Here is a 22,949-nt window from a genome sequence, read left to right as displayed (position 1 = left end):
GGCCTCATCCCCCCGACGTCTCTCCCCGTTCCTCACGCTCGCGGCGCAACCGGTCCTCGCGGTGGCGGCGCCGCTGCTCCTCGGCGCGCTCGCGGACCCGGCGCAGGAACCCCTCGGTTCTTGGCAGGATCGGACGCATGACGCCGCCCCTGACCGCCGGCGACCGGGTCGTGCTGCTCGTGCCCGGCTCGGCGGCGTACGTCGCCCTGGTCGCCGCCCTGCTGCGCCGCGGGGTCTTCCCGGTGCCGATGGACGTCGCGCTGCGGCCCTCGGAGCGCGAGGGGCTGCTGGCCGACCTCCAGCCCGTCCTGGTCGTCACCGACCCCGCTCAGGTGCCGGAGCTGCTGGCGGCGTACCCTGACGACCCGGCGCTCGGGCCGCCGCGCGGCCGGCCGATCCACCTCACCAGCGGCACCACCGGTCGCCCCAAGGGAGTCTGGTCGGGACTGCTCCCCGACGACCAGGCCGAGGCCCTGCTGGCCGAGGAGCGTGAGCTGTGGTCGTTCTCCCCCGACGACACCTTCCTCGTGCTCAGCCCGATCCACCACTCCGCGCCGCTCCGCTTCGCGATGGGCACCCACCTGGCAGGCGGCCGGGTGGTCGTGCCCGGCCCGTTCGACCCGGAGCGGGTCACCCGCTCGATCGTGCGCGAGCGCCCGACCACGGTGTTCTGCGTTCCGGCCCACCTGCAGCGCCTCTTCGTGCACTGGGACGAGCACGGTGCCCCCGACCTCGACTGCTTCCGGCTCGTCGCCCACGCCGGGGCGCCCTGCCCCGAGTGGGTCAAGCGACGCCTGGTCGAGCAGTTCCCCGCGGGCTCGACCTGGGAGTTCTACGGCTCCACCGAGGGGCAGTTCACCGCCTGCCGCAGCGAGGACTGGCTGGAGCGCCCCGGCACGCTCGGCAGGGCGAGGCCCGGACGGACGATGCTCGCCGACCCCGACGGCCGACTGTGGTGCGTGGTGCCGGAGCACGCGCGCTTCACCTACCTCGGCGCTCCGGACAAGACGGCGGCGGCGTGGCGCGACACCCCGTCCGGGCCGGCGTTCAGCGTGGGTGACCTCGGACGCATCGACGACGACGGACACGTCTGGCTCGACGGCCGACGCGAGGACCTCGTCATCAGCGGCGGCGTCAACGTCTACCCCGCCGAGGTCGAGCGGGTGCTGGCCGAGCTCGACGGCGTGGCCGACGTCGCCGTCTTCGGCGTGCCCGACGAGCGGTGGGGACAGCGGGTCTGCGCCGCGGTCGTCGGCGCGGCCGACGAGGCCGGGCTGCGCGCCCACGCCGAGGAGCACCTCGCGCCGGCCAAGCGCCCCCAGGAGTACCACCACCTCCACTCCCTGCCCCGCACCCCGACCGGCAAGGTCAGGCGCCTCGACCTGCCGGACCTGCTGGAGCCGCGATGAGCCCCACCCGCGCCGAGCTGGAGGCCCACCGCGACCGCGAGGTTCCCGACCTGCTGCCACCGGCGGACCGGCCCCTGCGGCTGCTCTTCGTCGGCATCAACCCCGGGCTGTGGACGGCGGCCGTCCAGACGCACTTCGCCCACCCGGGCAACCGGTTCTACCCCGCCCTGCTCCGCGCGGGCGTGCTCCTCGAGCCCGTCGACCCGGCGGCCGGCATGACCGACGCCGACCGGGCGCGCTTCACCGACCGGGGCCTCGGCATCACCAACCTCGCGCCGCGCGCCACGGCCAAGGCGTCCGAGCTGACCACCACCGAGCTGCGCGAGGGCGGGCTGCGCCTCGAGCGGCTCGTCGCCGAGCGGCGACCGACCGTGGTCGCGGTCGCCGGCGTCACCGCCTACCGGCAGGCCTTCGCCCGGCGTACGGCGCAGCAGGGGCGCCAGCCCGAGCCCCTCGCCGGGGCCGAGCTGTGGGTGGTGCCCAACCCCAGCGGCCTCAACGCCCACGAGACGGTGGCGACGCTGGCCGAGGCCTACGCCGAGGTCGGCCGCGCCGCGGGCGTCATCGGTCCGTGAGCGACGCCGAGCCGCCGGCTAGGCCGGCTCGGCGCACCGGAAGGTGCGCCGGTAGGACTGGGGGCTGACGCCGCGGGCCCGCTGGAACTGGTGGCGCAGCGTCGCGGCGCCGGCGAAGCCGACGTCGTGGGCGACCTGCTCGACCGACCGGTCGGTGGTCTCGAGCAGCCGCTCGGCCTCGGCGACCCGCTGCGAGGTGACCCAGGCGTGCGGGGTGGTGCCGGTCTCGTCGCGGAAGCGTCGCGCGAAGGTGCGCGGCGAGAGCAGCGCCCGTCGGGCGAGCTCCTCGACGCCGAGGTCGTCGGCCAGGTGCTCGCTGGCCCACGCGAGCACCGGGGCGAGGGTGTCGGCCTCGCACTCGGCGACGGGACGGGCGACGTACTGCGCCTGACCGCCCTCGCGCTGCAGCGGCACCACCATGCGACGGGCGACGGCGCTGGCGACCGCAGCTCCGTGGGCCTGGCGCCACAGGTGCAGGCAGGCGTCGAGCCCCGCGGCCGTGCCGGCGCTGGTGACCACCTGACCAGCGTCGACGTAGAGCACCTCTGGCACGACCTCGGCCAGGGGGAAGCGCTGCGCCAGCTCCTCGGTGTGGCGCCAGTGGGTCGTGCAGGCCACGCCGTCGAGCAGACCGGCCGCGCCGAGGACGAAGGCACCCGAGCACACCGACAGCAGCCTCGCCCCGCGCGCGTGCGCGGCACGCAGGACCTCGAGCAGCCCGGTGGGCACTGCGGCGTCGAAGGCCGGGACGACCACGAGGTCTGCAGCGGCGACCCGGTCGAGGTCGTGGTCGGGCACCAGGGTGAAGCCGCCCGACGACCTCACGGGACGACGCCCCTCGCCGCAGACGGCGAAGTCGACGGGCGGCACGCCGTCGTCGGCGCGGTCGACGCCGAAGGCCTCGCACACCAGCCCCAGCTCGAAGGCGGTCACGCCGTCGGCCACCACGACCGCCACGTTCGTCAGCACGACCCCAGGATGCCTCGCGTGTGGCAGGAAATCAACGTAGAGGGGCAAGCCTGCCACTGGTGGCAGGATCTGGACGAGCGCATGATTACTGCCATGACCCTTCTCGTCCTCCTCGCCGTCCTGTCCACCGTCGTCTGGGGATACGCCCTCGTGCACGTCCTGCGCCACGACCCGCGCTCCCACGGCTTCGCCCCGCCGCGCAGCCACCACGCCGAGCACGCGCCCCGGGCGTGGTACGACACCGCCGCCTGAACGCCCGCCCGTCCGTGACCACCGCCGACGTACGACGAAGGCCCGCCTCCGACCGAGTCGGGAGCGGGCCTACGTCGCGTCTGACGCCCTACTGGCCGCCGGTCAGCTTCTCGCGGAGCGCCTGCAGCGCCTCGTCGCTGGCCAGCGAGCCACCGGTGTCGCTCTGCGCACCGGTGTCGTCGCTGCCGCCGCTGGAGTACGACGTCGCCTGGCCGGCCTCGATCTCGGCCTGCTTGGCCTCGGCCTGCTGCTTGACGTGGGCCTCCCAGCGGGCGCGGGCCTGGGCGTACTCGTCCTCCCAGGTCTTGCGCTGGTCCTCGAAGCCCTCGAGCCACTCACCGGTCTCGGGGTCGAAGCCCTCGGGGTAGATGTAGTTGCCCTGGTCGTCGTAGGTGGCGCTCATGCCGTAGAGGGTCGGGTCGAACTCCTCCGCGTCGGTGGAGACGGCCGTCTCGTTGGCCTGCTTGAGCGAGAGCGAGATCCGACGACGCTCCAGGTCGATGTCGATGATCTTGACCATGACGTCGTCGTTGACCTGGACGACCTGCTCCGGGATCTCGACGTGACGCTCGGCGAGCTCGGAGATGTGCACCAGGCCCTCGATGCCCTCCTCGACGCGGACGAACGAGCCGAAGGGCACCAGCTTGGTGACCTTGCCCGGCACGATCTGGCCGATCTGGTGGGTGCGGGCGAAGTGCTGCCAGGGGTCCTCCTGCGTCGCCTTGAGCGACAGCGAGACCCGCTCGCGCTCCATGTCGACGTCGAGCACCTCGACGGTGACCTCGTCACCGACGGTGACGACCTCGCTCGGGTGGTCGATGTGCTTCCACGACAGCTCGGAGACGTGCACCAGGCCGTCGACCCCGCCGAGGTCGACGAAGGCACCGAAGTTGACGATCGAGGAGACGACGCCCTTGCGGATCTGGCCCTTCTGCAGCTGGGTCAGGAAGCCGTGGCGCACCTCGGACTGGGTCTGCTCCAGCCAGGCGCGGCGGCTGAGCACCACGTTGTTGCGGTTCTTGTCGAGCTCGATGATCTTGGCCTCGAGCGTCTGGCCCACGTAGGGCTGCAGGTCGCGCACGCGGCGCATCTCGACGAGCGAGGCGGGCAGGAAGCCGCGCAGCCCGATGTCGAGGATCAGGCCGCCCTTGACGACCTCGATGACGGTGCCCTCGACGACGCCGTCCTCCTCCTTGACCTGCTCGATCGTGCCCCAGGCGCGCTCGTACTGGGCGCGCTTCTTGGACAGGATCAGGCGACCCTCCTTGTCCTCCTTCTGGAGGACGAGCGCCTCGACCTTGTCGCCGACCTCGACGACCTCGTGGGGGTCGACGTCGTGCTTGATGGACAGCTCGCGCGAGGGGATGACGCCCTCGGTCTTGTAGCCGATGTCGAGGAGGACCTCGTCACGGTCGACCTTGACGATGGTGCCGTCGACGATGTCGCCGTCGTTGAAGTACTTGATGGTCGCGTCGATCGCGGCGAGGAACTCCTCGGCCGAGCCGATGTCGTTGACGGCGACCTGGGGTGCGTCAGTGATCGTGGGGGTGATCGTCATGGAGTAAGTGGGGCCTTCGGATGGGTGGAGTCGTGCGGGCACGCCCCGAGGTCCGTTTCACCATCACGAGAAGATCCCCGACCGACGAGCGGCCGGAGCAACGAGCAACAGCGAGCGAGAGCCTGCTCTGTCCGAGACACACGCAGACCTCTGGCGCAGTATGCGAGTCTACGCGCCCGTCTCGCGCCAGGTCCAACCGAGGCCGCGGCCCCCGCCCACGCTCTCCAGCAGGCCCCGCAGCCGGTGCCGCGCCAGGTCGACGGGCGGGGTCGCGTCCGGCCGCGCGGCCAGCTCGACGAGGGCCGGCACGTCGGCCGCCTCGGCACGCGCCAGCACGTCGCGGGGCACCTCCGGCACCAGGGCGGCGTACGACGCCAGGGCCGTGCGGACGAGCGAGCGACCGCGCTCGTCGGGCTCGAGGTGGCGCAGCAGGTTGCCGAGGTCGGCCCACGGGTGGCCGGCGTGGGCGAGCTCCCAGTCGAGCAGCCCGGTGACCGCGAGCGTCGCGGGGTCGACGAGGACGTTCTTCGGGTTCAGGTCGCCGTGCACGAGCACCCGGCGGGGGTCCTCGGCCAGCAGGTCGTCGGCCTCGACGACGAGGTCGTCGAGACCCTCGCGCGCGTCGGCGGGCAGTCGGTCGCGGTGCCCTTCGACCCACTCGGGCAGCTCCGCCAGCGTGCCGGAGGCGACGAGGGACGCGTCGGCGAAGAAGCCGGCGCGCGGCTGCAGCACGAGGCCCAGGCGACCCAGCAGCGTGCCGACGTGACGCCCGACGACCGCGTGGGCGGCGGCGTCGAGCCGCGGGAGGAGGTCGTCGAGCCGCTCCCCCGCCACCCAGGAGGTCACCAGCAGACCGGGCAGGTCGTGGACCGGGTCGCCGCGACGCGCCTCCAGCACCCGTGGGACCGGCAGCACCGGGGCGACCAGCTGCAGCAGGGCGGCGTCGACCTCCGGGGCGAGCGGTCCCCGCGCGGCCGAGCGGCCGGCGTACACCCTCACCACCGTGCGCTCCCCCGCCACCTCGGCCGCGAAGGTCTCGCCGCTCCAGCCGCCCTCGAGCGGCCGCAGCTCGGGCACCAGGTCCGGCTGCGGGTCGGGCTGCGGGTCGGGCTGGGCGGGCACCGCGCCACCCTGTCACGCCCCGGGCACTAGCCTCGTCGGGTGAGCGCCGTACGCCCCGAGCGCCGGCCGGTCGACGAGACCGAGTCGCTGCTGGCCAACCGCGCCGACTGGGACGCCTACGCCGACGAGTACCAGTCGACCCATGGCGAGTTCCTCGGCGACACGGGTTTCCTGTGGGGTCCCGAGGGGCTTCGGGAGGACACCGTCGGAGCGCTGGGCGACGTCCGCGACCGCGACGTGCTCGAGATCGGCTCCGGCGCCGGGCAGTGCTCGCGCTGGGTGCTGCAGCGCGGCGGCAGGCCGGTCGGGGTCGACGTGTCGATGCGCCAGCTGCAGCACAGCCGCCGCCTCGACGAGGAGCACGGCGTGCGGGTACCGACGCTGTGCGCGTCGGGCGCGGCGCTGCCCGTGCGCGACGCCGCCTTCGACGTCGTGTTCTCGGCCTTCGGCGCCCTGCAGTTCGTCGCCGACGCACCGGCGCTCGTGCACGACGTGGCACGGGTGCTGCGTCCAGGTGGTCGGTTCGCGTTCTCCGTCACCCACCCGACGCGGTGGTCCTTCCCCGACGACCCGGGCCAGGACGGCCTGACGGCGACGCAGTCGTACTGGGACCGCACGCCCTACGTCGAGGTCGACGCCGAGACCGGCGCCACGAGGTACGTCGAGCACCACCGCACGCTCGGTGACTGGGTGGGCGCCCTGTCGCGGTCGGGGTTCACGGTGCTCGACCTGCACGAGCCGCAGTGGCCCGACGACCACGACTACGTCTGGGGCGGGTGGAGCCGTACCCGGGGCCTGCTGACCCCGGGCACGGCGCTGTTCGTGACGCGCAAGGACCGCTGAGCGTCAGACGGTCTGCTCGACGCGGGTGTCCTCGACGTACTCGCCGGCAGCACGACGTCGTGCGCGGAGCGTCAGGACGATGCCGGCGAGCAGCAGCAGGCCGCCGCCCACGATGCCGATGACCGGCACCCAGAAGGTGATCAGGCGCAGCGAGGAGATGCTGTCCTCGGCGGAGGCGACGTTGTCGGCGACCTGCTCGTCGGTGAAGGCGATGTCGAGGTCGAGCACCTGCGTGCCGTCGTCGAGGAAGCGCTGCTGGGAGTCGATCTGGTTGATGATCGAGCCCGTGGTCGGGTCGACCCAGACCTCCTTGTCGGAGCTGTAGGTGCCGGTCGTGCCCTCGAGGATCTCGATCGGGGCCTCGTCGACGACCACGGAGTAGACGTTGACCTCCAGCCCGTCGACGTCCTCGGTGCGGTCGAAGACGGCGTCGACCGCCTGGCCCGCGGTGCCGTCCCAGTAGGGGTAGGTCTTCTGCTCGGCGTCGAAGGGCCACTTGTTGACTACGCCCTCGTGCGGCTCCGCGTCGTCGGGCAGTCCGGGAGCGTCGTTCGTGGACAGCGCGGTGACGCGGTCGGTCGCGAAGACGTCGTCGGTCAGGCTGAGGGCGCGGTCGTCCTGCGGCCCGGCGCACTCGCTGGTGTCGCCCTCGGCGAAGAACGCGCACTGGCTGCTGGTGAAGACGACGAACTCCGAGTCGGAGGCCTCGGAGTCGACCTGGCTGACGCTGCGGGCCACGATGGGCCGAGGGTCGGCCAGCTCGCCGGTCGCGGAGTCGAGCCGGGCCGCCTGGCCCTCGAGCAGCGTCAGGCTGTCGACGTCGAGCGGCGTCTTCTTGACGACGCCGGGCGCCCACAGCGCGGCGACGAGTCCTGCGACGAGCAGGAACGCCCCTAGACCGACCAGAACGGGCGCGAGCTTGCGCATGTGCATGTCCTCCCCAGAACGTGTGACGGCGGGCACGTTAACCCATCGGTAACATCAGGGCGCAATCGGCCCCGCGTGGGGCTCCTACTGGTCTCGACCACCCACCGAGGCGTACGCCTCGGACGCGCCCCACCCCGTGCGAGACTGCGCGACGTGGAGGGCGCGACGACTCGGCAGGGCGCCCGGGCCTCCGGTCCGGGGCCGGTCCCGGAGCCGGGTCCGCACCACCGTGAGCACGCGGCGCACGGTCCGGCGCGCCGCGCCGTCGCCCGGGTCCGCGGGAGCCTCGACCGGGCCTGGGAACACCCCTGGCAGCCGGTCGAGGTGGTGGTCTGCGCAGCGGTCATGGTCACGCTGTCGATGGCGCTGCGCGCCTGGGTGGTCGTCCCGGCGTACTTCTTCCTCGACGACTACGTCTACCTCAGCGACGCCCGTTCGGCCTCCCTCGACGCCTCCTGGCTGCTGACCCCCTACAACGGCCACCTGATGCCAGGGGCCCGGGCGCTGATCTGGTGGGTCGCGGAGCAGGGCCCCGCGAGCTGGCGCGCGGCGGCGACCACCTCGCTCGGCCTCCAGGCGGTGGCCTCGGCGAGCTTCGCGTGGATGCTGCTGCGCCTCTTCGGCGCCCGCGCCGGCGTGCTGGTGCCGCTCGCGGTCTTCCTCACGACCGCGACCACCCTCCCGGCCCTGGTCTGGTGGGCCGCGGCCATCAACCTCGTCGCCGTCCAGGCCGCGCTGTTCTGCGCCATCGCCTGCTGGGTCGAGACGATGCGCACCCGCAGGGCTGGGTGGCTGGGCGCGACGGTGGTGGCCGTCGGCGTCGGCCTGGCCTTCGACGTGCGCGCGGTGTTGACGCTGCCCGTGCTCGCGGCGATCTCCTTCGCCTACTTCGCCACCGGGCGTCCCGTGCAGCGGGTGGTGGCACTGCTGCGGGGCCACGCCCTCCCCGCCCTGTCGCTGGTCGTGCTCGGCGCCGCCTACACCGCCTACTACGTGACGCAGGTCGAGCAGGTGACGGCGTGGCCGCAGCCCGGCGAGGCCGCGACGCTGCTCGCCCTCGCCCTGGGCGCCACCCTGCCGCTCGGGGCGGTCGGCGGACCCTGGCGCTGGACCGACGAGGCACCGCCGACCGCACTGGCCGACGTCGGCCCGCTCGGCGTCGTGCTCGCCTGGGTGCTGCTCGGTGGCGTCGTGGCCTGGGTGGCCGCCCGGCGCACGGACACCCTGCGTGGGTGGGGCATCGCCCTGGCCCACGCAGCCGTGCTGGTCGTGCTGGTCGCGGGCACCCGCGGCGAGGTCGGCACGGCCGCGGGCCGCGAGTACCGCTTCCTCGTCGAGTCGGGGGGCCTGCTGTGCCTGGCGCTCGCCCTCGCCCTGATGCCGCTGCCCGGTGCCTCCGGCGGCAGCGCCCCGCGACCGGGACCCCGGGTCCGTGGTCCGTCCCGGCTGCTCGTGGTCGTCGCGACCGCCGCCGTGCTCGTCGGGGGCGTCGCCAGCACCGCGGGCTACGCCCGCTACTGGCACCACGACAACGCCAGCGAGCCCTACGTGAGCCGTCTCGCCCTCGACCTGGCCGCTCTCGGGCCGGTCGACCTCGCAGAGACGCGGACCCCCCGTGCCGTGCTCGACCCGCTCGTGTTCCCGCGCAACAACACCCGCACCCTGGTCGACGCCCTCGACGGTCCGGCCGAGCTGTCGACCGTGTCGACCGACCTCTACGTCGTGGACGACGACGGCTCGGTGCACGAGGCGGCACTCGCCGCCACCGCCGCCACGCGACCCGGTCCGGTGGCCGGGTGCGGGTGGGCCGCGCGGCCGGGCGAGCCGGTGACCCTGCCGTTCGAGCGAGCGGTCGCCCCCGGGGCCGCCTGGATGCGCGTGGCCTACCTCGCCGGCAGCGACGCCGAGGTCCAGGTCGAGGCGGGCGGGACGATCGTGCGCGAACGACTCCGCGCCGGCGTCGGCAGCCTGTTCCTGCTGCAGGGGGGCGACCTCGAGGCCGTGACCGTCGATGTCGTCGACGGGTCCTCCGACGTGTGCGTCGACCGCGCGGAGGTCGGCGACCTCGTGGCGGGGGCGGCTCCATGACGGACGCAGGTCACCGACCGCGGCCCGCGCCTAGGCTGGCCGGTGCCATGAGCAGTCCACCCGCCACCGCCGAGGCGTCCCGAGCGCCTCGCCCTGCCTACCTGCCCGGGCTCGACACCGTGCGCGGGGTCGGGGCGCTGGCCGTGCTGACGACCCACGTCGCCTTCTGGGCGGGGTCGTACACCGCCCAGGGGGTGTGGGGGGTCGTCCTGGCCCGCCTCGACGTGGGCGTGGCCATCTTCTTCGTGCTGTCGGGGTTCCTGCTCTCCCGGCCCTGGTTCGCGGCGGCCCAGCGCGGCGGACCCCGCCCGGCGACGGGCCGCTACCTGTGGCACCGCGTGCTGCGCATCGTGCCTCTGTACGTCGTGACCGTGGTGCTGGCCCTGACCTTCGTCACCCAGGACCCCTCTCGGGGGCCGCTGAAGTGGCTGACGACGCTGCTCATGCTCGACACCTACGTGGCCGACGCGCTCCCCGCCGGGCTCACGCAGATGTGGAGCCTCTCGGTCGAGGTGGCCTTCTACCTGCTGCTCCCGCTCGTCATGCTGCTCGCGGTCGGGCGTGGCCGGTCCGCACGGGGGCCGGGGGGTCTCCGGACCGGGCGGTGCGCCGTGGTCCTCGGCGTCATGGTCGCCGTCTCGGTCGCCTGGCACCTCGTCGTGCCGGCGACGGACGCCGACCTCCCTGGCCTGCCCGGTCAGTGGCTGCCCGGCTACCTCAGCTGGTTCGCGGTCGGCCTCGCCCTCGCGCTCGTGCACGTGCTGCACACGTCGGGCCGCGCCGGTCGCGTGAGCGTGGCCGTGCTGGCCCTCGGACGCCAACCCGGGGTGTGCTGGGCGCTGGCCGGCGGCGCGCTGCTGGTCTCGGCCACGCCACTCGCGGGCCCCACCCTGCTCGTGCTGCCGACGGCCGGCGAGACGCTGGTCAAGCACGTGGCCTACGCGGTCGTCGGCGGCCTCGTCGTGCTCAGCGCGCTGTCCACCGACCCGGCCGGGCGTTACCACGCCGTCCTGCAGCACCCCTGGTGCCGGCACCTCGGGGTCATCTCCTTCGGCGTCTTCTGCCTGCACCTGCCGGTCCTGCACGGCGTGATGTGGGTGACCGGCTGGAGCCTCTTCGAGGGTCGGCTGCCCCAGATCTGGCTCGCCACCGTCGTGGTGAGCCTCGTCGCGGCCGAGCTCTCCTACCGCCTGGTCGAGCTTCCGGCCATGCGGTTGCGCGGCTGGCCCGGGCGCCGGGTGGATCGCTCCCCCGCGAGGGCCAGCGCCACGAGCACCGGCGCCAGCGCGAGGTAGGCCGGCCAGGCCAGCTCACCCGCCCAGCCGGCGGGGTCGGTCCAGGGCCGGACCAGGTAGGCGGCGCCGGCGACGAGCACGGTCCCCGCGACGCCGTACGCCCCGGCCTGCGGCAGGCGGCGGGCGACCAGCGCGACCGGCACCGCGAGCGCCAGCCCCGGCCACCCGGCGACCAGGAGCCCGGCGGCGACGGCGGTCGCTCCCGCGAGCAGGTACGACGGACCGGCCGACGCCACCGCGGCGAGGTCGCGGCGGTGGCGGGCCCGCCGGCCGGGCCACAGCGCCAGCCCCGCTGTCGCCGCCAGGAGCAGGAGCCCGGCGCCGAGACCCCAGCGGTAGACCGTGTCGGGGGCGAACCGGAGCTGCACGTCACGGCCGGAGCCGAGCACGAATCCCTGCCGCCACCCGTCGACGACGGCTGCCGGAGCGCTCCCGTCGGGGGTCCGGGCGGTCCAGCCCGGGTTCGCGTTGTGGGGCAGCGCCAGCAGTCCGGCCCCCGGCATCGCGACCGTGGCGTCGGACGGGCCCCGGCGGTCCAGCGTCGCGCGGACGACGCCCTGGGCCTCCGTGCCGGCGGACCGCGTGAGCACCAGGCTGTCGAGGTCGAAGGCCTCGGAGGGGCGGGCGACGACGTCGACCACGCCCCCCTCGAGGTCCACGGAGGTGACGTCCTCGGGGTCGCACAGGTCGGCGTCGACCGCGTCACCGGCCAGCAGCTGCGCGTCGGAGGCCGTCACGGAGCTCTGCAGCGCGACGCCCTGCAGCTCCACCGTGGGCCCGGTGCCGCAGGGTCGCGTCCGGACCCGCGTGGACGGCACCAACGGCAACGACGCAGCACCCTCGACCGACAGCTCCGCGATCCCGACGGGCAGGTCGGCACCGGCCTGGCCGGCGAGGTCGACCGCGGGCTCGGAGGAGGTCACCTCGACCTCGACGTAGGTGCTGCTGAAGGCGGGCAGCTCCGCGGCGCCGTCGCCGTCCAGCGTGACGGCGGCCTCGCCGCCGTCCCACCGGACCACCACCTCGCTCGGGCGGGCGACGGGCGTGGCGTCGGGCACCACGAGCCGCACCCCGGTGACGTCCTGGGGACGCAGCCACGACAGCCGGAGCGTCGGGCGGAGGTCCTCGGACGACGCGAGCCAGGCCGAGCCCGGGTCGCCGTCGACGGCGGCCAGCGCGGACGCCCGCGGATCGGGCACGCCGACCGACGACGCCAGCGCGTTGACCGGCTGCGCACCGACGAGCAGGGCGGTCAGACCGGGCCCCGGACGCGGACGGACCCGCAGGTCAGCCCGGTGCTCCCCGCCCTCCCGCAGCACCAGCCGCCGAACGGTCCCGGCGGCCTCCTCGCCGTCGCGCACGAGGGTCGGGGAGCAGCGCACGGCCGTGCCGACCTCGACGCAGCCGCGACGGGTGTCCAGGTCGGAGCGCAGCACGACGACGTCGGGGTCACCCCACTCGGCGGGCAGTCGCGGCAGGTCGAGCCGCCTCCCCGCCTGCACGCCGGGCAGCTCCACCTCGCCGAGCGCGAGGGTCCCGAGGCTGCCGACCAGGCTGACCGTGACCTCGGAGGCCGCGCGACCGCCGACGGGCACGACCGCGGTGCGTCCCGGACCGAGGGCGACCGGGTCGCTCGTCCACGTCGGCGTGCTGACCCGGACGCGCTGGCGCGCCGCCGCCGCGCTGCCGGCGGTCAGCGAGACGCTGCCCAGCTCTCGCGGCGACGTCAGCCTGACGGTCCACCGGTCGGCCTGCGTCGACCCCCGGTCGGCGCTCCACTGGGTGCCGGCGTCACCGTCGACGGCGGCGAAGGGCAACCGGCCCCGGTCGGCGCCCCCGAGGGCGGTCGGGTCCGACGCGCTCGACGACGCCTCGACCGCGGCGACGCCGGTGAGCCGGGCCCGCGTCGTCCACGGCACCTGCGACGGCAGGAGGTAGTCGGCCGTCGGGTTGCTCGTACGGCGTGCTTCTCCCGGGACGCGCACGGGCCCGTAGCCGTCGTGGACCCGGGCGAAGTCACGCTCGCGCGCTCGCAGCCCGTCGGTCAGGACGAGCGGGGCGTCGGCGAGCAGGCCGTCCCAGGCCCCCTCCAGGTCTCGCCCGGGCACGTCGGGCGCCAGCACGGTGCCGGCACCAGGCGGCACGACGCGGAGCTCCTCGAGGTCCATCACGTCCTCCGGGCCACCGACGACGACCGCGGGTCGTCCGGTCGTGGCGACGTCCGCCTGGGCGGCCGGGCCCACCGGGTCGACGCGCCACACCTCGAGGGCCCGACGCTGCTCGCGCCGCCCACCGTCGACCAGCACCCGCGTGCCTCCGTCGTAGAGGTACGCCGCCCCCCCGACCTCGGGTCCGAACGAGCGCTCGAGCCGGATGCCCGGGGAGCCCAGCAGCGCCTGCCTGACCAGCGCCGGCTCGGGCACGTCGGGGTCCGGGCGGACGTCGTTGCGCACGAGCAGCCGGTCCACGCCGAGTCGGTGCAGGGCTGCCGTGAGCGAGGCCGACCCCTCGCCCCGCGCGATCGCGCCCTCGACCCGGTCGAGGGCGCGGATCCCCCCCGGAGGTGTCAGGGGGATCTGGTTGCGCACCGCCCAGTCGGAGCGCGCCAGGGACTGCATCGGCTCGTCCTGCGGACGACCCCACAGGTAGTCGCCGAACGCGGTGCCGGGCAGCAGCAGCGTCGTGTCCGGCTCGCCACCCTCCTGCGCCAGCCAGGCGGCTGCCTCGCTCCAGTACCCGGGCACCTCCGCGAACGCGCCGCCCGGCGCGAGGCGACCCACCAGCGCGGGGGACACCGCGAGCGCCAGGGCGAGGGCGCCCGTCGCCAGCACGACAGCGCCGTCGCGCGACCGGGCCGAGAGCAGCCGCTGCACCGCCCACCCGAGACCCACCACCAGGGGCAGGCGCACGACCGGGTCGAACTTGTGCACGTTGCGCAGCGGGGCGAGGGCACCGTCGAGCGCCGCGTGCAACGGTTGGGCCAGCAGACCCTGCACCGAGCCGAGGTGTCCCATGGTGACGAGCAGCAGCCCCGCCAGCAGGCCGAGACCGAGGAACCACCGGTGCGGCTGGCGCCGGTCGAGCAGGCCGACCAGGCCCAGCGCCACCACCACGGCGCTCATCACGGCGAGGCTGCCCTGGACGAGCAGGTCGTTGCCCGCCCGTGAGGAGCCGCTGACGTACGGGACCCAGTTGGAGGTGCCCCGCAGGGCGTCGAAGACGGTCGTCGGGAAGGTCGTGATCGACGCGCTCTCGATGAAGTCGAGGAAGGGCGGGCTGTAGGCCCCGAGGGTGAACAGCGGCACCAGCCACCACAACGTGCCGAGGGCGGTGAAGACGGGCCACCACACCATCAGCGCGGTGCGCCGGGGACCACGCTCGCGCGTGAGCAACCACAGCACCCCCAGGGGCAGCACCGCCGCGGTGGCCGCCGCGTTGACCCCGCCGACCATGGCGACGGCGAGGCCCGACAGGGCGGCCGCGCGACGGGGATCACCGCGGGTCGAGCCCACGACGAGCGGGAGCAGCACCCAGGGCGCCAGGGCGCTGGGCCAGCCCTCGATCGAGATGGGCCCGAGCACCGTCAGCAGGCGGGGCGACAGCGCGTAGGCCAGCCCGGCGGCCACGACCGCCACGTCGGAGCGGACCCCGAGGGCCCGCGTCACCAGGGCAGCTCCGAGGAACGCGGTGCAGAGCACCAGCGCCCACCAGCCGCGCTGGACCGCCCACCCAGGGGCCCCGACCAGGTCGCCGAACCAGAAGAACGGGCCCATCGGCCACAGGTAGCCGTAGGCCTGGTTCTGCAGCTGCCCGAGGGCGCTCGCCGGGTCCCAGAGGTGGAGCGCCCGCTCGAGGAAGCGCCCGGGGTCGAGGACGAGGTCGAGCTTGGTGTCGGGGACCACGAGTCCCGCGTCCTGCACGAAGGCGAGCCCCACGAGTAGCCCGCAGGCCGCCACGAGGCGCCACGCCGTGATCCGGCGCGGGGAGTCCTCGGGCGTGGTCAGCGTCGTCGCAGCACCAGGACGAGGTTCCACGTCACCACCTCGCGCAGCACCGGCACCCGCACCACCCACCAGGCCCACCAGGGGTGGTAGCGCGGCAGCACGGCGACGACGTCGGCGCCCTGCTGCGTGCGCGCCCAGCGCAGCCCGTCGCGCACGGTGACGCGGAACAGGCTCTCGCCGAAGCGGTTCTTGGGCTCGTGGCCGTGCCGGCGGCGGTAGCGACGGCGGGCCCGGCGGCCCCCGAGGTAGTGCCAGGGCGCGGTCTCGTGGCCCCCGTGCGGGCCCCACCAGACGGTCCAGCTGAGGAAGACGGTGCCGCCCGGTCGGGTCACCCGGACCATCTCCTCGGCCATCCGCCACGGGTCGGGCACGTGCTCGAGCACGTTGCTGGAGTAGCAGACGTCGACCACGTCGTCGCGGAAGGGCAGCTGCATCCCGCTGCCGACGACGGTGCCCCGGTGGATGTCGCCCTGGCCCGCCAGCTCACCGGCGTCCGCGTCGAGGGCGACGTACGACGCCCCCCGCGCGGTGAAGGCGTCGCGGAAGTAGCCCGGGCCGCCGCCCACGTCGAGCATCAGCGCCCCGTCGAGGTCGACGACCCCGGCGAGCTGGTCGGCGGAGTCGCGGGCGAGCGCGCCGTAGAAGCGCGCCGGGTCGTCCTGCTCGTGCCGGAACTCGGTGAGGAGGTGGACCGAGCGACGCAGCGTCGCCCGGGTCCGGACCCGGGTCACAGCGCGGGGTCCTGCTCCGCGACGTAGCGGCCGGCGAGCGTCTCGCCCAGCACCCGGGCGAAGGACTCCTGGGTGTGCTCCCAGGTGAAGGTGTGGCTGACCCGCACCGCACCGTCGGACAGCTTCTCGAGCCGCTCGGGGTCGCCCAGCAGGCCGTCGACCGCGGCGGTGAGCTCGTCCTGGTCGTCGACCAGCAGCCCGGAGACGTCGTGCTCGACCGACTCGCGGGTGCCGCCCGCCGAGGTGTAGGCGACGGTGGGGGTGGCGTGCATGCCGGCCTCGCCGACGACCAGGCCCCACCCCTCCTTGAGCGACGGCAGCAGCTGCAGCCACGCCTGGGCGTAGAGCTCGTGCTTGCGCTGCTCGTCGACCTCGCCCTCGAAGACGACGACGTCGCCCGCGGGGTCGACCCGGGAGGCGTGCTCGCGCAGCTGCTCCTCCCACCAGCCGCCGCCGACCACGTGCAGGCGGAGGCCCGGGTGGCGCGGTCGCAGCGCGACGGCGGTGTCGATCGCGTGCTCGACCTGCTTGTGCGGCACGAGCCTGCCCACGGTCACCAGCGTCGGGCTGGACGAGCGGGCGGTCGCCACCGGCAGGGCCGGGTCGGTGCCGTTGTGCACGACGGCGACCCGGTGGTGGTCGACGCCGAGCCGGGTGAGCTCGTGGCGGGTCGCCCGCGACACGGCGACGTACTGGCTGCGGCGGTAGAAGCGTGGGGCGACCCGCCGCTCGAGCCACCAGCCGACGCGACCGACCAGGCCGGGGTAGACGACGGGCCACTGCTCGCGGTGCACGTGGTGCACGAGCACCGTCACCGGCGCGCGGGTGCCGAGCCGCGAGAAGAACGGCATGCCGTTCTGGACGTCGACGACGAGGTCCGGCTCGCCGAGCTCACCACGACGCAGGGCGCGCACCCCGGCGGCGTAGACGCTGGTCTTGCTGCCGCGGCGCACGAAGCGGACGCCGTCGACGACCTCGTCGCCCGGCGCCTGCTCGTGGGCGGCGCAGAACACGGTCACGCGGACCCCGCGGGCGGCCAGCCCACGGGCGACCTGCTCGAGGTAGCGCTCGGCTCCCCCACCCTCGGGGTTGCGGGTGTCACGCCAGCTGAGGAAGACCACCTGGGTGCCGTCGAGGTCGTGACGGGAGTGGTCGAGCGGCGCCGTGGACGACGGGCTCATGACGAGGCCGGGGCGGGGGCCCCGTGCGTCAGTTGGAGCCGTAGTCGACGACGACGGGCTGGTCGACGTTGGTCGGCGACTGCTCGGGCGCGGACGTCTGGCTGTTGACGAGACCGACGACGCCGACGGCGGCGATCGCGCCACCTGCGATGACACTGCCGACAGTGGTGAGGACTGACGTGAACACGGTGATTTCCCTCCCTGGGACTCAGCCGGGGACGTTACCACCGGGTACGAGCACGCGCCGCATCCGGCGCGGCCGATCCTTTCCCGACCTCCACCGCTGTCTAGACCTCGTGCCCGAGGTGCCTGCGCCACCCGCGTCTGGCCGCCCGCGCCAGCGGCACCGCGAGCCCGGCGGCGTACGCCGCCCAGGCCACCAGGACGGGCGGCCACCACCACCGCGGCGGTCCGGGAGGCGCGACGGCACCGGGCAGACGCTGCACCAGCAGCGTGTCGCCGTCGAGCAGGACCGTCCCCTCGACGTCCGGTGGCGCGCCCGCGCCGAGGTCGGTCACCGCGACCCCGATGCCCAGCCGCTCGAGGGCCGCACGGCGGGAGACCGGGTCGGCGGCGTCCTCGAGGGCGGCCCGCACCGTCGCGGCCCGCGGGTCCTCCCCCGCCAGCGGCTCGCCGTCGATCGCCAGGACGTCGTCCTGGACGACGTCGACCCCGAGGTAGCGACCGGTGGGGTCCAGGACCTTACGACCTCCGTTCCAGCTCGGCGCACGGTAGGACGTGAACGGGAGCAGGACGGTGTCGCCCCGCCGCTCCACGTCGGCCACCACGGCCCGGGCGGCCTCGTGGTCCGCGGGGTAGGACACCGCCCGCAGGCCCGCGCCCGCACCCCAGGCCACCCCCGGCAGCAGGGCGACCGGGAGCGCGAGCAGGCCGAGCCCGGCGCCGACCCGCGCCGCCGAGGGCAGCGCGAGGACGACGGCCTGGGCGCCGCGCCCGAGCGCGAGCGCCAGCAGCGGGGCGCACAGCACCAGCAGCCGGCCGCCGTCGCGCAGCACGCCGCCGCCCGGGACGGCGGAGGCGACGGTCGCCGTGACGCTCGGGGCCGCCCAGGTCAGGGTCGCGCCCACCCACCCGACCGCCCAGCACCCGACCAGGGCCCACCACGTGCGCCGGTCGAGCTCCGCCGCGAGGGACCGGAGCCCCACCACGGCGAGCGGGAGCACCACGACCGGGACCAGCCAGGCCAGCGCGCCCTCACGGGACCCCGGCACCACCTCGGAGTTCCAGATCCCACCCAGGGTCAGCGCCGCGACCGGCCCGGGGACGACACCCTCCTCGGCGAGCGCGAACCGAGCCGCGGCCGCTGGGTCGGTCGTGGCGCTGCCGGCATGTAGCAGCCCGGTGACGATCCACGGCAGGTTGCCCACCAGGAGCAGCAGGCCGACGGCCCGGGCTCGCCGCCACGGCGTCGCGGCGGCCACGAGCAGTGCCGTGGTCAGCCCCGAGCTCGCCGCGAGGCTGCCCAGCGGCACGAGCCACCACAGTGCCGCGGGCGGCGGACCGGAGCGCCAGGAGCGCAGGCAGACCCACAGCCACGGGGCGACCCCCAGCGCGACCAGCAGCGGCCAGTGGCCCATCACGAGGCGCTCGACCACGAGCGGGTTCCAGACGTACGCCGCGGCGGCGACGAGGCGGGCCAGGAGCAGCTCGGGCCGGAGCAGCCGGGCCACGCCGACGCCGCCCCCGACCAGCGCGCCGAGGAGCACGACCTTCTGCAGCAGCGAGCCCGGGACGACCTGGTCGATCACCGCGACGACGGCGTCGGACGGCACGGCCCGGGGCAGCGCGCTGCCGACCCCCACCGCGTCGCGGGTCAGGGCCAGGTCGGGCACCCAGACCATGTCGAAGGTCAGCAGGAAGCCCGGTGCGAGCGCTGGTCCGAGGAGCAGCGCGCAGAGCAGCAGGACCCAGGCGCCGACCACGACCTCACGTCCCCGCTCCGACAGCACGGGAGACATGGTGCCCGTAGGCTCCGGGTGTGACGAGGTCCGACAGCACGACCGCAGGGGCCCGCGCCCCGTGGTACGCGACGGGCACCGTGATGGCCGTGGCCCTGGTGGTCATGAACGTCTCCACCTACGGCTACACCATGGTGGCCGCCCGGCTGCTGGGCCCGGGCCCGTACGGGGCCTTCGCCGCGGTCATGGGCCTGTTGCTCGTGCTGAGCGTCCTGCAGCTCGGCCTCCAGACCACCGGCGCCCGCCGGGTCGCGGCCGAGCCGGGCTCGGTGGCCGCCGTCGAGCGCAGCGTCGTCCGGGTCTCGGTGGGGGCCTCGGCGGTGCTCACCGTGGTGTGCCTGGCGTTCTCGCCGCTGATCGACGGGCTGCTGCGGCTCGGCAGCCTGCCCACCGCGCTGCTCGTCGCGGTGACGGCGTTCCCGATGACCCTGATGGGCGGGCAGGCCGGCATCCTGCAGGGCGAGCGACGCTGGACCTCCCTCGCGCTGCTCTACGTCGCGGCCGGGCTGCCCCGGCTCGTGATCGGCACCCTGCTGCTGCTGGTGGAGCCGTCGGAGTCGATGGCCACCCTCGGCGTCGCGGTCGCCTTCTGGGCCCCCGTGCTGGTCGGGTGGTGGGCGCTGCGCCGCTCCGCGCACCGCCGCGTCCCGACCTCGACGGGAGACCACTCCGCGGGCCAGGTGCTGCGCGAGACCTTCCGCAACTCCCACGCGCTGCTGGCGTTCCTGGCGCTGTCGAACGCCGACATCATCGTGGCGCGCGACGTGCTCGACGCCCACGACGCCGGCCTCTACGCCGGTGGGCTGATCCTGGTCAAGGCGGTGCTGTTCCTGCCGCAGTTCGTCGTCATCGTGGCGTTCCCGACCATGTCGGAGGACGAGGAGCGCCGCGGGGCCCTGCTGCGCAGCCTCGCCCTGATCCTGGTGCTGGGCGCGGGCAGCGTGCTGGCGTCGTGGCTGCTGAGCCGGGTCGCGCTCGTCTTCGTCGGCGGTCCGCAGTACGTCGAGATCCAGGACCGCCTGTGGCTCTTCGCCATCCTCGGCACCGTGCTCGCGATGCTGCAGCTGCTCGTCTACGGAGTCGTGGCACGCCAGGCACGCAGAGCGGTGTACGCCGTGTGGGCCGGGCTGGTGGCCGTCGTCGCGCTCTCCCGCGGGGTCGGCGACGCGACCGACCTCGCCCTGGTCGTGCTGGCCGTCGACTCCGTGGTGCTGGCGGTGCTGCTGGTCGCCGGTCTGCGACGCGACACCGAGACGACCGCCGAGGTCGTCGAGCCGCAGGCCGAGCCCGCCCGGCGCCCGTAGCGCGCTAGTGGGCGGCCTCGTGCCACGACCGGCCGAAGCCGACCGAGACGTCGAGCGGCACGGTCAGCTCGGCCGCCGAGGCCATCTGCGCCCGCACCAGCGCCTCGAGCGGCTCGCGCTCGCCCGGCGCGACCTCGAGCACGAGCTCGTCGTGCACCTGCAGCAGCGTGCGTGAGCGCAGGCCCTCGGCCTGCAGCGCCTCGTGCACCCGCAGCATCGCGACCTTGATGATGTCGGCGGCCGAGCCCTGGATCGGGGCGTTGAGCGCCATGCGCTCGGCGGTCTCGCGCCGCTGCCGGTTGTCGCTGGTGAGGTCGGGCAGGTAGCGGCGCCGGCCGAAGATGGTCTCGGTGAACCCGGAGCGGCGCGCCTCGTCGACCACGCCGGCGAGGTAGTCGCGCACCCCGCCGAAGGTCTCGAAGTACTCGTCCATCAGCCCGCGGGCCTCGGAGGTGTCGATGCGCAGCTGCTGGGAGAGGCCGAAGGCCGACAACCCGTAGGCGAGGCCGTAGTTCATCGCCTTGATCTTGGCGCGCATCTCGCCAGTGACCGCGTCGGGCTCGGTGTCGAAGACCCGGGCGGCGGTGACCGAGTGGAAGTCGTGCCCGGAGCGGAAGGCCTCGATGATGCCGGCGTCCTCGGACAGGTGCGCCATGATCCGCATCTCGATCTGCGAGTAGTCGGCGGTCAGCAGCGACTCGTAGCCCTCCCCCACCACGAAGCCCTCGCGGATGCGTCGCCCCGCCTCGGTGCGCACGGGGATGTTCTGCAGGTTGGGGTCGGTCGACGACAGCCGGCCGGTCGCGGCGATGGTCTGGTTGTAGGTGGTGTGGATGCGGCCGTCGCCCGCCACGGTCTTGAGCAGGCCCTCGACGGTCTGGCGCAGCCGGATCACGTCACGGTGGCGCAGCAGGTGCTGCAGGAACGGGTGCTCGGTCTTCTCGTAGAGCGTGGCCAGCGCGTCGGCGTCGGTCGTCCAGCCGGTCTTGGTGCGCTTGGTCTTCGGCATGGCGAGCTCGTCGAAGAGCACCACCTGCAGCTGCTTGGGCGAGCCCAGGTTGATCTCGCGCCCGATCACCTCGTACGCCGCCTCGGCGGCCTCGCGGACCCCGTCGCCGAAGTCGGACTCGAGACCGGCGAGGAAGTCGGCGTCGACCGCGATGCCGACCCGCTCGAGGTCGACGAGCACCTCGACCAGCGGCAGCTCGATGTCGGCGAGCAGCGTCGACCCCCCGCGGGCGTCGAGCTCCTCGCGCAGCACCTCGGCCAGGTCGAGCGTCGCGCGGGCATGGAGCATGGCGGTCTCGGCGACCTCGTCGCCGGTCTCGAACAACGCGTCTTGCTGCTCGGTCGACTCCTGGCGCAGCTCGCGCTTGAGGTAGCGCAGCGTCAGGTCGGCCAGGGCGTAGGCGCGCTGGTCGGGCGCCACGAGGTAGGCCATGAGCGCGGTGTCGGTCGCCAGGCCGCGGAGCACCAGGCCCTGGCCGCCCATCGCGAGCAGCGCGCCGTTGGCGTCGTGCAGCACCTTGGGCCGCTCGACGTCGGCGAGCCACGCCCCCAGCGCGGCGTCGTCGTCGGGGGTCAGCCCCGCGAGGTCGACGTACGCCGCCTCGCCGCCGGGCAGGGCGAGCGCCAGACCGTCGACCCGGCCCGTGCCGGCGCCCCACGCACCCCGGACGTGCAGGCCCACCGGCTCGCGGTCGAGACCCTCGAGGAAGCCTGCCACCTCGCCCGCCGGCACGGTGCGGCCGACCAGCTCGAAGCCCTCCTCGGCGACCGGCTCCTGCTCGGGTGCCAGCGTGTCGAGGATGCGGGTGCGCAGCTCGCCGCGGAACTCCAGCTCGTCGAGCAGCGCGAGGGCCGCCTGCCGGTCCCACTCCTGACGGCCGAGGTCGTCGGTGCCGAGCTCGAGGGAGAGGTCGCGGACCAGGGCGTTGAGGCGACGGTTGCGCATGACGTCGTCGAGGTGCGCCCGCAGGTTGTCGCCGGCCTTGCCCTTGACCTCCTCGGCGCGGGCGAGCAGGTTGTCGAGACCGTCGTAGGTGTCGATCCACTTGGCGGCGGTCTTGGGGCCGACGCCCGGGATCCCCGGGAGGTTGTCGGCGTCCTCGCCGACGAGCGCGGCGAGCTCGGGGTAGCGGTGCGGCGGGACGCCGTACTTGGTCTCGACCGCCTCGGGGGTCATGCGGGCGAGCTCGGAGACGCCCCGCATCGGGTAGAGCACCGTGGAGTCGGGGGTGACCAGCTGCAGCGAGTCGCGGTCGCCGGTGAGGATCAGCACCTCGAAGCCGTCGTCGAGGGCCTCGGTGGTGAGGGTCGCGATGATGTCGTCGGCCTCGTAGCCCGCGTGGCTGAGGTGGCGGATCGCGAAGGTGTCGAGCAGCTGGCGCAGGATGGAGAGCTGGCTGCTGAACTCGTCGGGCGTCTTGTTGCGCTTGGCCTTGTAGTCGGCGTACTCCTCGAGCCGGAAGGTCTGCCGCGAGCGGTCGAAGGCCACGACGACGTGCGTCGGCTGCTCGTCGCGCAGCACGTTGACCAGCATCGAGGTGAAGCCGTAGACCGCGTTGGTGTGCTGTCCCGAGGCGGTCGAGAAGTTCTCCACCGGCAGCGCGAAGAACGCGCGGTAGGCCAGCGAGTGGCCGTCGAGCAGGAGCAGGCGCGGACGCTCGGCAGAGGACGAGGAGGCGGGTGCTGGGGGGACCACGTGGCGAC

Annotated in this window: 18 protein-coding genes; 7 read left to right on the top strand and 11 right to left on the bottom strand. The window is 74.4% G+C overall.

Annotation, left to right across the window (positions count from 1 at the left end; all coding sequences use genetic code 11):
• Nucleotides 1–4: 4 nt before the first annotated feature.
• A complete protein-coding gene (locus tag ACYU8I_RS14905; RefSeq protein ID WP_460842247.1) occupies nucleotides 5–139 on the bottom strand; it encodes a hypothetical protein in 135 nt (44 codons plus the stop codon).
• On the opposite strand from ACYU8I_RS14905, the gene ACYU8I_RS14900 reads away from it, so the two are divergent.
• A complete protein-coding gene (locus ACYU8I_RS14900) occupies nucleotides 138–1,409 on the top strand; it encodes a class I adenylate-forming enzyme family protein (RefSeq protein ID WP_460842245.1) in 1,272 nt (423 codons plus the stop codon). The two genes, ACYU8I_RS14905 and ACYU8I_RS14900, sit on opposite strands and share 2 nt — an antisense overlap.
• Nucleotides 1,406–1,984 (top strand): mismatch-specific DNA-glycosylase, encoded by a 579-nt coding sequence (locus ACYU8I_RS14895; RefSeq protein ID WP_460842242.1) that lies wholly within the window; start codon nucleotides 1,406–1,408, stop codon nucleotides 1,982–1,984. Before ACYU8I_RS14900 ends, ACYU8I_RS14895 begins: the two co-directional genes overlap by 4 nt.
• Before the next feature lie 18 nt (nucleotides 1,985–2,002).
• On the opposite strand, the gene ACYU8I_RS14890 is transcribed toward ACYU8I_RS14895, so the two are convergent.
• Entirely contained in the window at nucleotides 2,003–2,953 is a 951-nt protein-coding gene (locus tag ACYU8I_RS14890; RefSeq protein WP_460842240.1) for a helix-turn-helix domain-containing protein, read from the bottom strand.
• Nucleotides 2,954–3,046: 93 nt separating this feature from the next.
• Here ACYU8I_RS14890 and ACYU8I_RS14885 point away from each other — a divergent pair, with 93 nt between their 5' ends.
• The gene (locus ACYU8I_RS14885) at nucleotides 3,047–3,205 is read left to right on the top strand and encodes a hypothetical protein (protein WP_460842238.1); all 159 of its coding nucleotides are present in this window, start codon (nucleotides 3,047–3,049) and stop codon (nucleotides 3,203–3,205) included.
• An 88-nt stretch (nucleotides 3,206–3,293) separates the two neighbouring features.
• Here the strand turns inward: ACYU8I_RS14885 and rpsA are convergent, their stop codons facing one another.
• Nucleotides 3,294–4,763 (bottom strand): 30S ribosomal protein S1, encoded by a 1,470-nt coding sequence (gene rpsA, locus ACYU8I_RS14880; RefSeq protein ID WP_460842236.1) that lies wholly within the window; start codon nucleotides 4,761–4,763, stop codon nucleotides 3,294–3,296.
• Between the two features lie 168 nt (nucleotides 4,764–4,931).
• Nucleotides 4,932–5,885 carry a phosphotransferase family protein gene (locus ACYU8I_RS14875; protein WP_460842234.1) on the bottom strand — a complete coding sequence of 318 codons (954 nt, stop codon included), beginning with the start codon at nucleotides 5,883–5,885 and terminating at the stop codon, nucleotides 4,932–4,934.
• 39 nt (nucleotides 5,886–5,924) lie between these two features.
• Between ACYU8I_RS14875 and ACYU8I_RS14870 the strand changes: the two genes are divergently transcribed.
• Nucleotides 5,925–6,728, top strand: a complete 804-nt coding sequence (locus ACYU8I_RS14870) for a class I SAM-dependent methyltransferase (protein ID WP_460842232.1) — start codon at nucleotides 5,925–5,927, stop codon at nucleotides 6,726–6,728.
• Nucleotides 6,729–6,731: 3 nt separating this feature from the next.
• On the opposite strand, the gene ACYU8I_RS14865 is transcribed toward ACYU8I_RS14870, so the two are convergent.
• Nucleotides 6,732–7,655 (bottom strand): PorA family protein, encoded by a 924-nt coding sequence (locus tag ACYU8I_RS14865; RefSeq protein ID WP_460842230.1) that lies wholly within the window; start codon nucleotides 7,653–7,655, stop codon nucleotides 6,732–6,734.
• Between the two features lie 153 nt (nucleotides 7,656–7,808).
• On the opposite strand from ACYU8I_RS14865, the gene ACYU8I_RS14860 reads away from it, so the two are divergent.
• Both ACYU8I_RS14860 and ACYU8I_RS14855 read left to right on the top strand, forming a co-directional pair.
• Entirely contained in the window at nucleotides 7,809–9,743 is a 1,935-nt protein-coding gene (locus tag ACYU8I_RS14860) for a hypothetical protein (protein ID WP_460842228.1), read from the top strand.
• A gap of 47 nt (nucleotides 9,744–9,790) precedes the next feature.
• Complete coding sequence (locus ACYU8I_RS14855) at nucleotides 9,791–11,038, top strand: acyltransferase family protein (protein WP_460842225.1); 1,248 nt, start codon at nucleotides 9,791–9,793, stop codon at nucleotides 11,036–11,038.
• Here the strand turns inward: ACYU8I_RS14855 and ACYU8I_RS14850 are convergent.
• From ACYU8I_RS14850 to ACYU8I_RS14830, 5 genes are all read right to left on the bottom strand, one after another.
• Nucleotides 10,927–15,072: an alpha-(1->3)-arabinofuranosyltransferase domain-containing protein gene (locus tag ACYU8I_RS14850; RefSeq protein WP_460842223.1), complete on the bottom strand. Its 4,146-nt coding sequence runs from the start codon at nucleotides 15,070–15,072 to the stop codon at nucleotides 10,927–10,929. The two genes, ACYU8I_RS14855 and ACYU8I_RS14850, sit on opposite strands and share 112 nt — an antisense overlap.
• Nucleotides 15,039–15,773 (bottom strand): class I SAM-dependent methyltransferase, encoded by a 735-nt coding sequence (locus ACYU8I_RS14845; RefSeq protein ID WP_460842220.1) that lies wholly within the window; start codon nucleotides 15,771–15,773, stop codon nucleotides 15,039–15,041. Before ACYU8I_RS14845 ends, ACYU8I_RS14850 begins: the two co-directional genes overlap by 34 nt.
• Nucleotides 15,770–16,954, bottom strand: a complete 1,185-nt coding sequence (locus tag ACYU8I_RS14840; RefSeq protein WP_460842218.1) for a glycosyltransferase family 4 protein — start codon at nucleotides 16,952–16,954, stop codon at nucleotides 15,770–15,772. Before ACYU8I_RS14840 ends, ACYU8I_RS14845 begins: the two co-directional genes overlap by 4 nt.
• 28 nt (nucleotides 16,955–16,982) lie before the next feature.
• Nucleotides 16,983–17,141 (bottom strand): hypothetical protein, encoded by a 159-nt coding sequence (locus ACYU8I_RS14835; protein ID WP_460842216.1) that lies wholly within the window; start codon nucleotides 17,139–17,141, stop codon nucleotides 16,983–16,985.
• 100 nt (nucleotides 17,142–17,241) lie between these two features.
• Nucleotides 17,242–18,924 (bottom strand): hypothetical protein, encoded by a 1,683-nt coding sequence (locus ACYU8I_RS14830; RefSeq protein WP_460842213.1) that lies wholly within the window; start codon nucleotides 18,922–18,924, stop codon nucleotides 17,242–17,244.
• Nucleotides 18,925–18,953: 29 nt separating this feature from the next.
• Here ACYU8I_RS14830 and ACYU8I_RS14825 point away from each other — a divergent pair, with 29 nt between their 5' ends.
• Complete coding sequence (locus ACYU8I_RS14825; RefSeq protein WP_460842211.1) at nucleotides 18,954–20,237, top strand: lipopolysaccharide biosynthesis protein; 1,284 nt, start codon at nucleotides 18,954–18,956, stop codon at nucleotides 20,235–20,237.
• Nucleotides 20,238–20,241: 4 nt separating this feature from the next.
• Here the strand turns inward: ACYU8I_RS14825 and polA are convergent, their stop codons facing one another.
• On the bottom strand, nucleotides 20,242–22,941 hold the full coding sequence (gene polA, locus ACYU8I_RS14820; RefSeq protein ID WP_460842209.1) for a DNA polymerase I: 2,700 nt from the start codon (nucleotides 22,939–22,941) through the stop codon (nucleotides 20,242–20,244).
• Nucleotides 22,942–22,949 lie beyond the last annotated feature (8 nt).

The organism is Nocardioides marmoraquaticus, from assembly GCF_054777915.1.
This window is presented reverse-complemented; position numbering and strand designations above follow the sequence as displayed.

Bases quoted from the DNA above. Each gene is read 5' to 3' on its own strand.
- ACYU8I_RS14895 (WP_460842242.1), top strand. From the start codon at position 1,406: ATGAGCCCCACCCGCGCCGAGCTGGAGGCCCACCGCGACCGCGAGGTT.
- ACYU8I_RS14840 (WP_460842218.1), bottom strand. From the start codon at position 16,954: ATGAGCCCGTCGTCCACGGCGCCGCTCGACCACTCCCGTCACGACCTC.
- ACYU8I_RS14885 (WP_460842238.1), top strand. From the start codon at position 3,047: ATGACCCTTCTCGTCCTCCTCGCCGTCCTGTCCACCGTCGTCTGGGGA.
- rpsA (WP_460842236.1), bottom strand. From the start codon at position 4,763: ATGACGATCACCCCCACGATCACTGACGCACCCCAGGTCGCCGTCAAC.
- ACYU8I_RS14900 (WP_460842245.1), top strand. From the start codon at position 138: ATGACGCCGCCCCTGACCGCCGGCGACCGGGTCGTGCTGCTCGTGCCC.
- ACYU8I_RS14865 (WP_460842230.1), bottom strand. From the start codon at position 7,655: ATGCGCAAGCTCGCGCCCGTTCTGGTCGGTCTAGGGGCGTTCCTGCTC.
- ACYU8I_RS14855 (WP_460842225.1), top strand. From the start codon at position 9,791: ATGAGCAGTCCACCCGCCACCGCCGAGGCGTCCCGAGCGCCTCGCCCT.
- ACYU8I_RS14905 (WP_460842247.1), bottom strand. From the start codon at position 139: ATGCGTCCGATCCTGCCAAGAACCGAGGGGTTCCTGCGCCGGGTCCGC.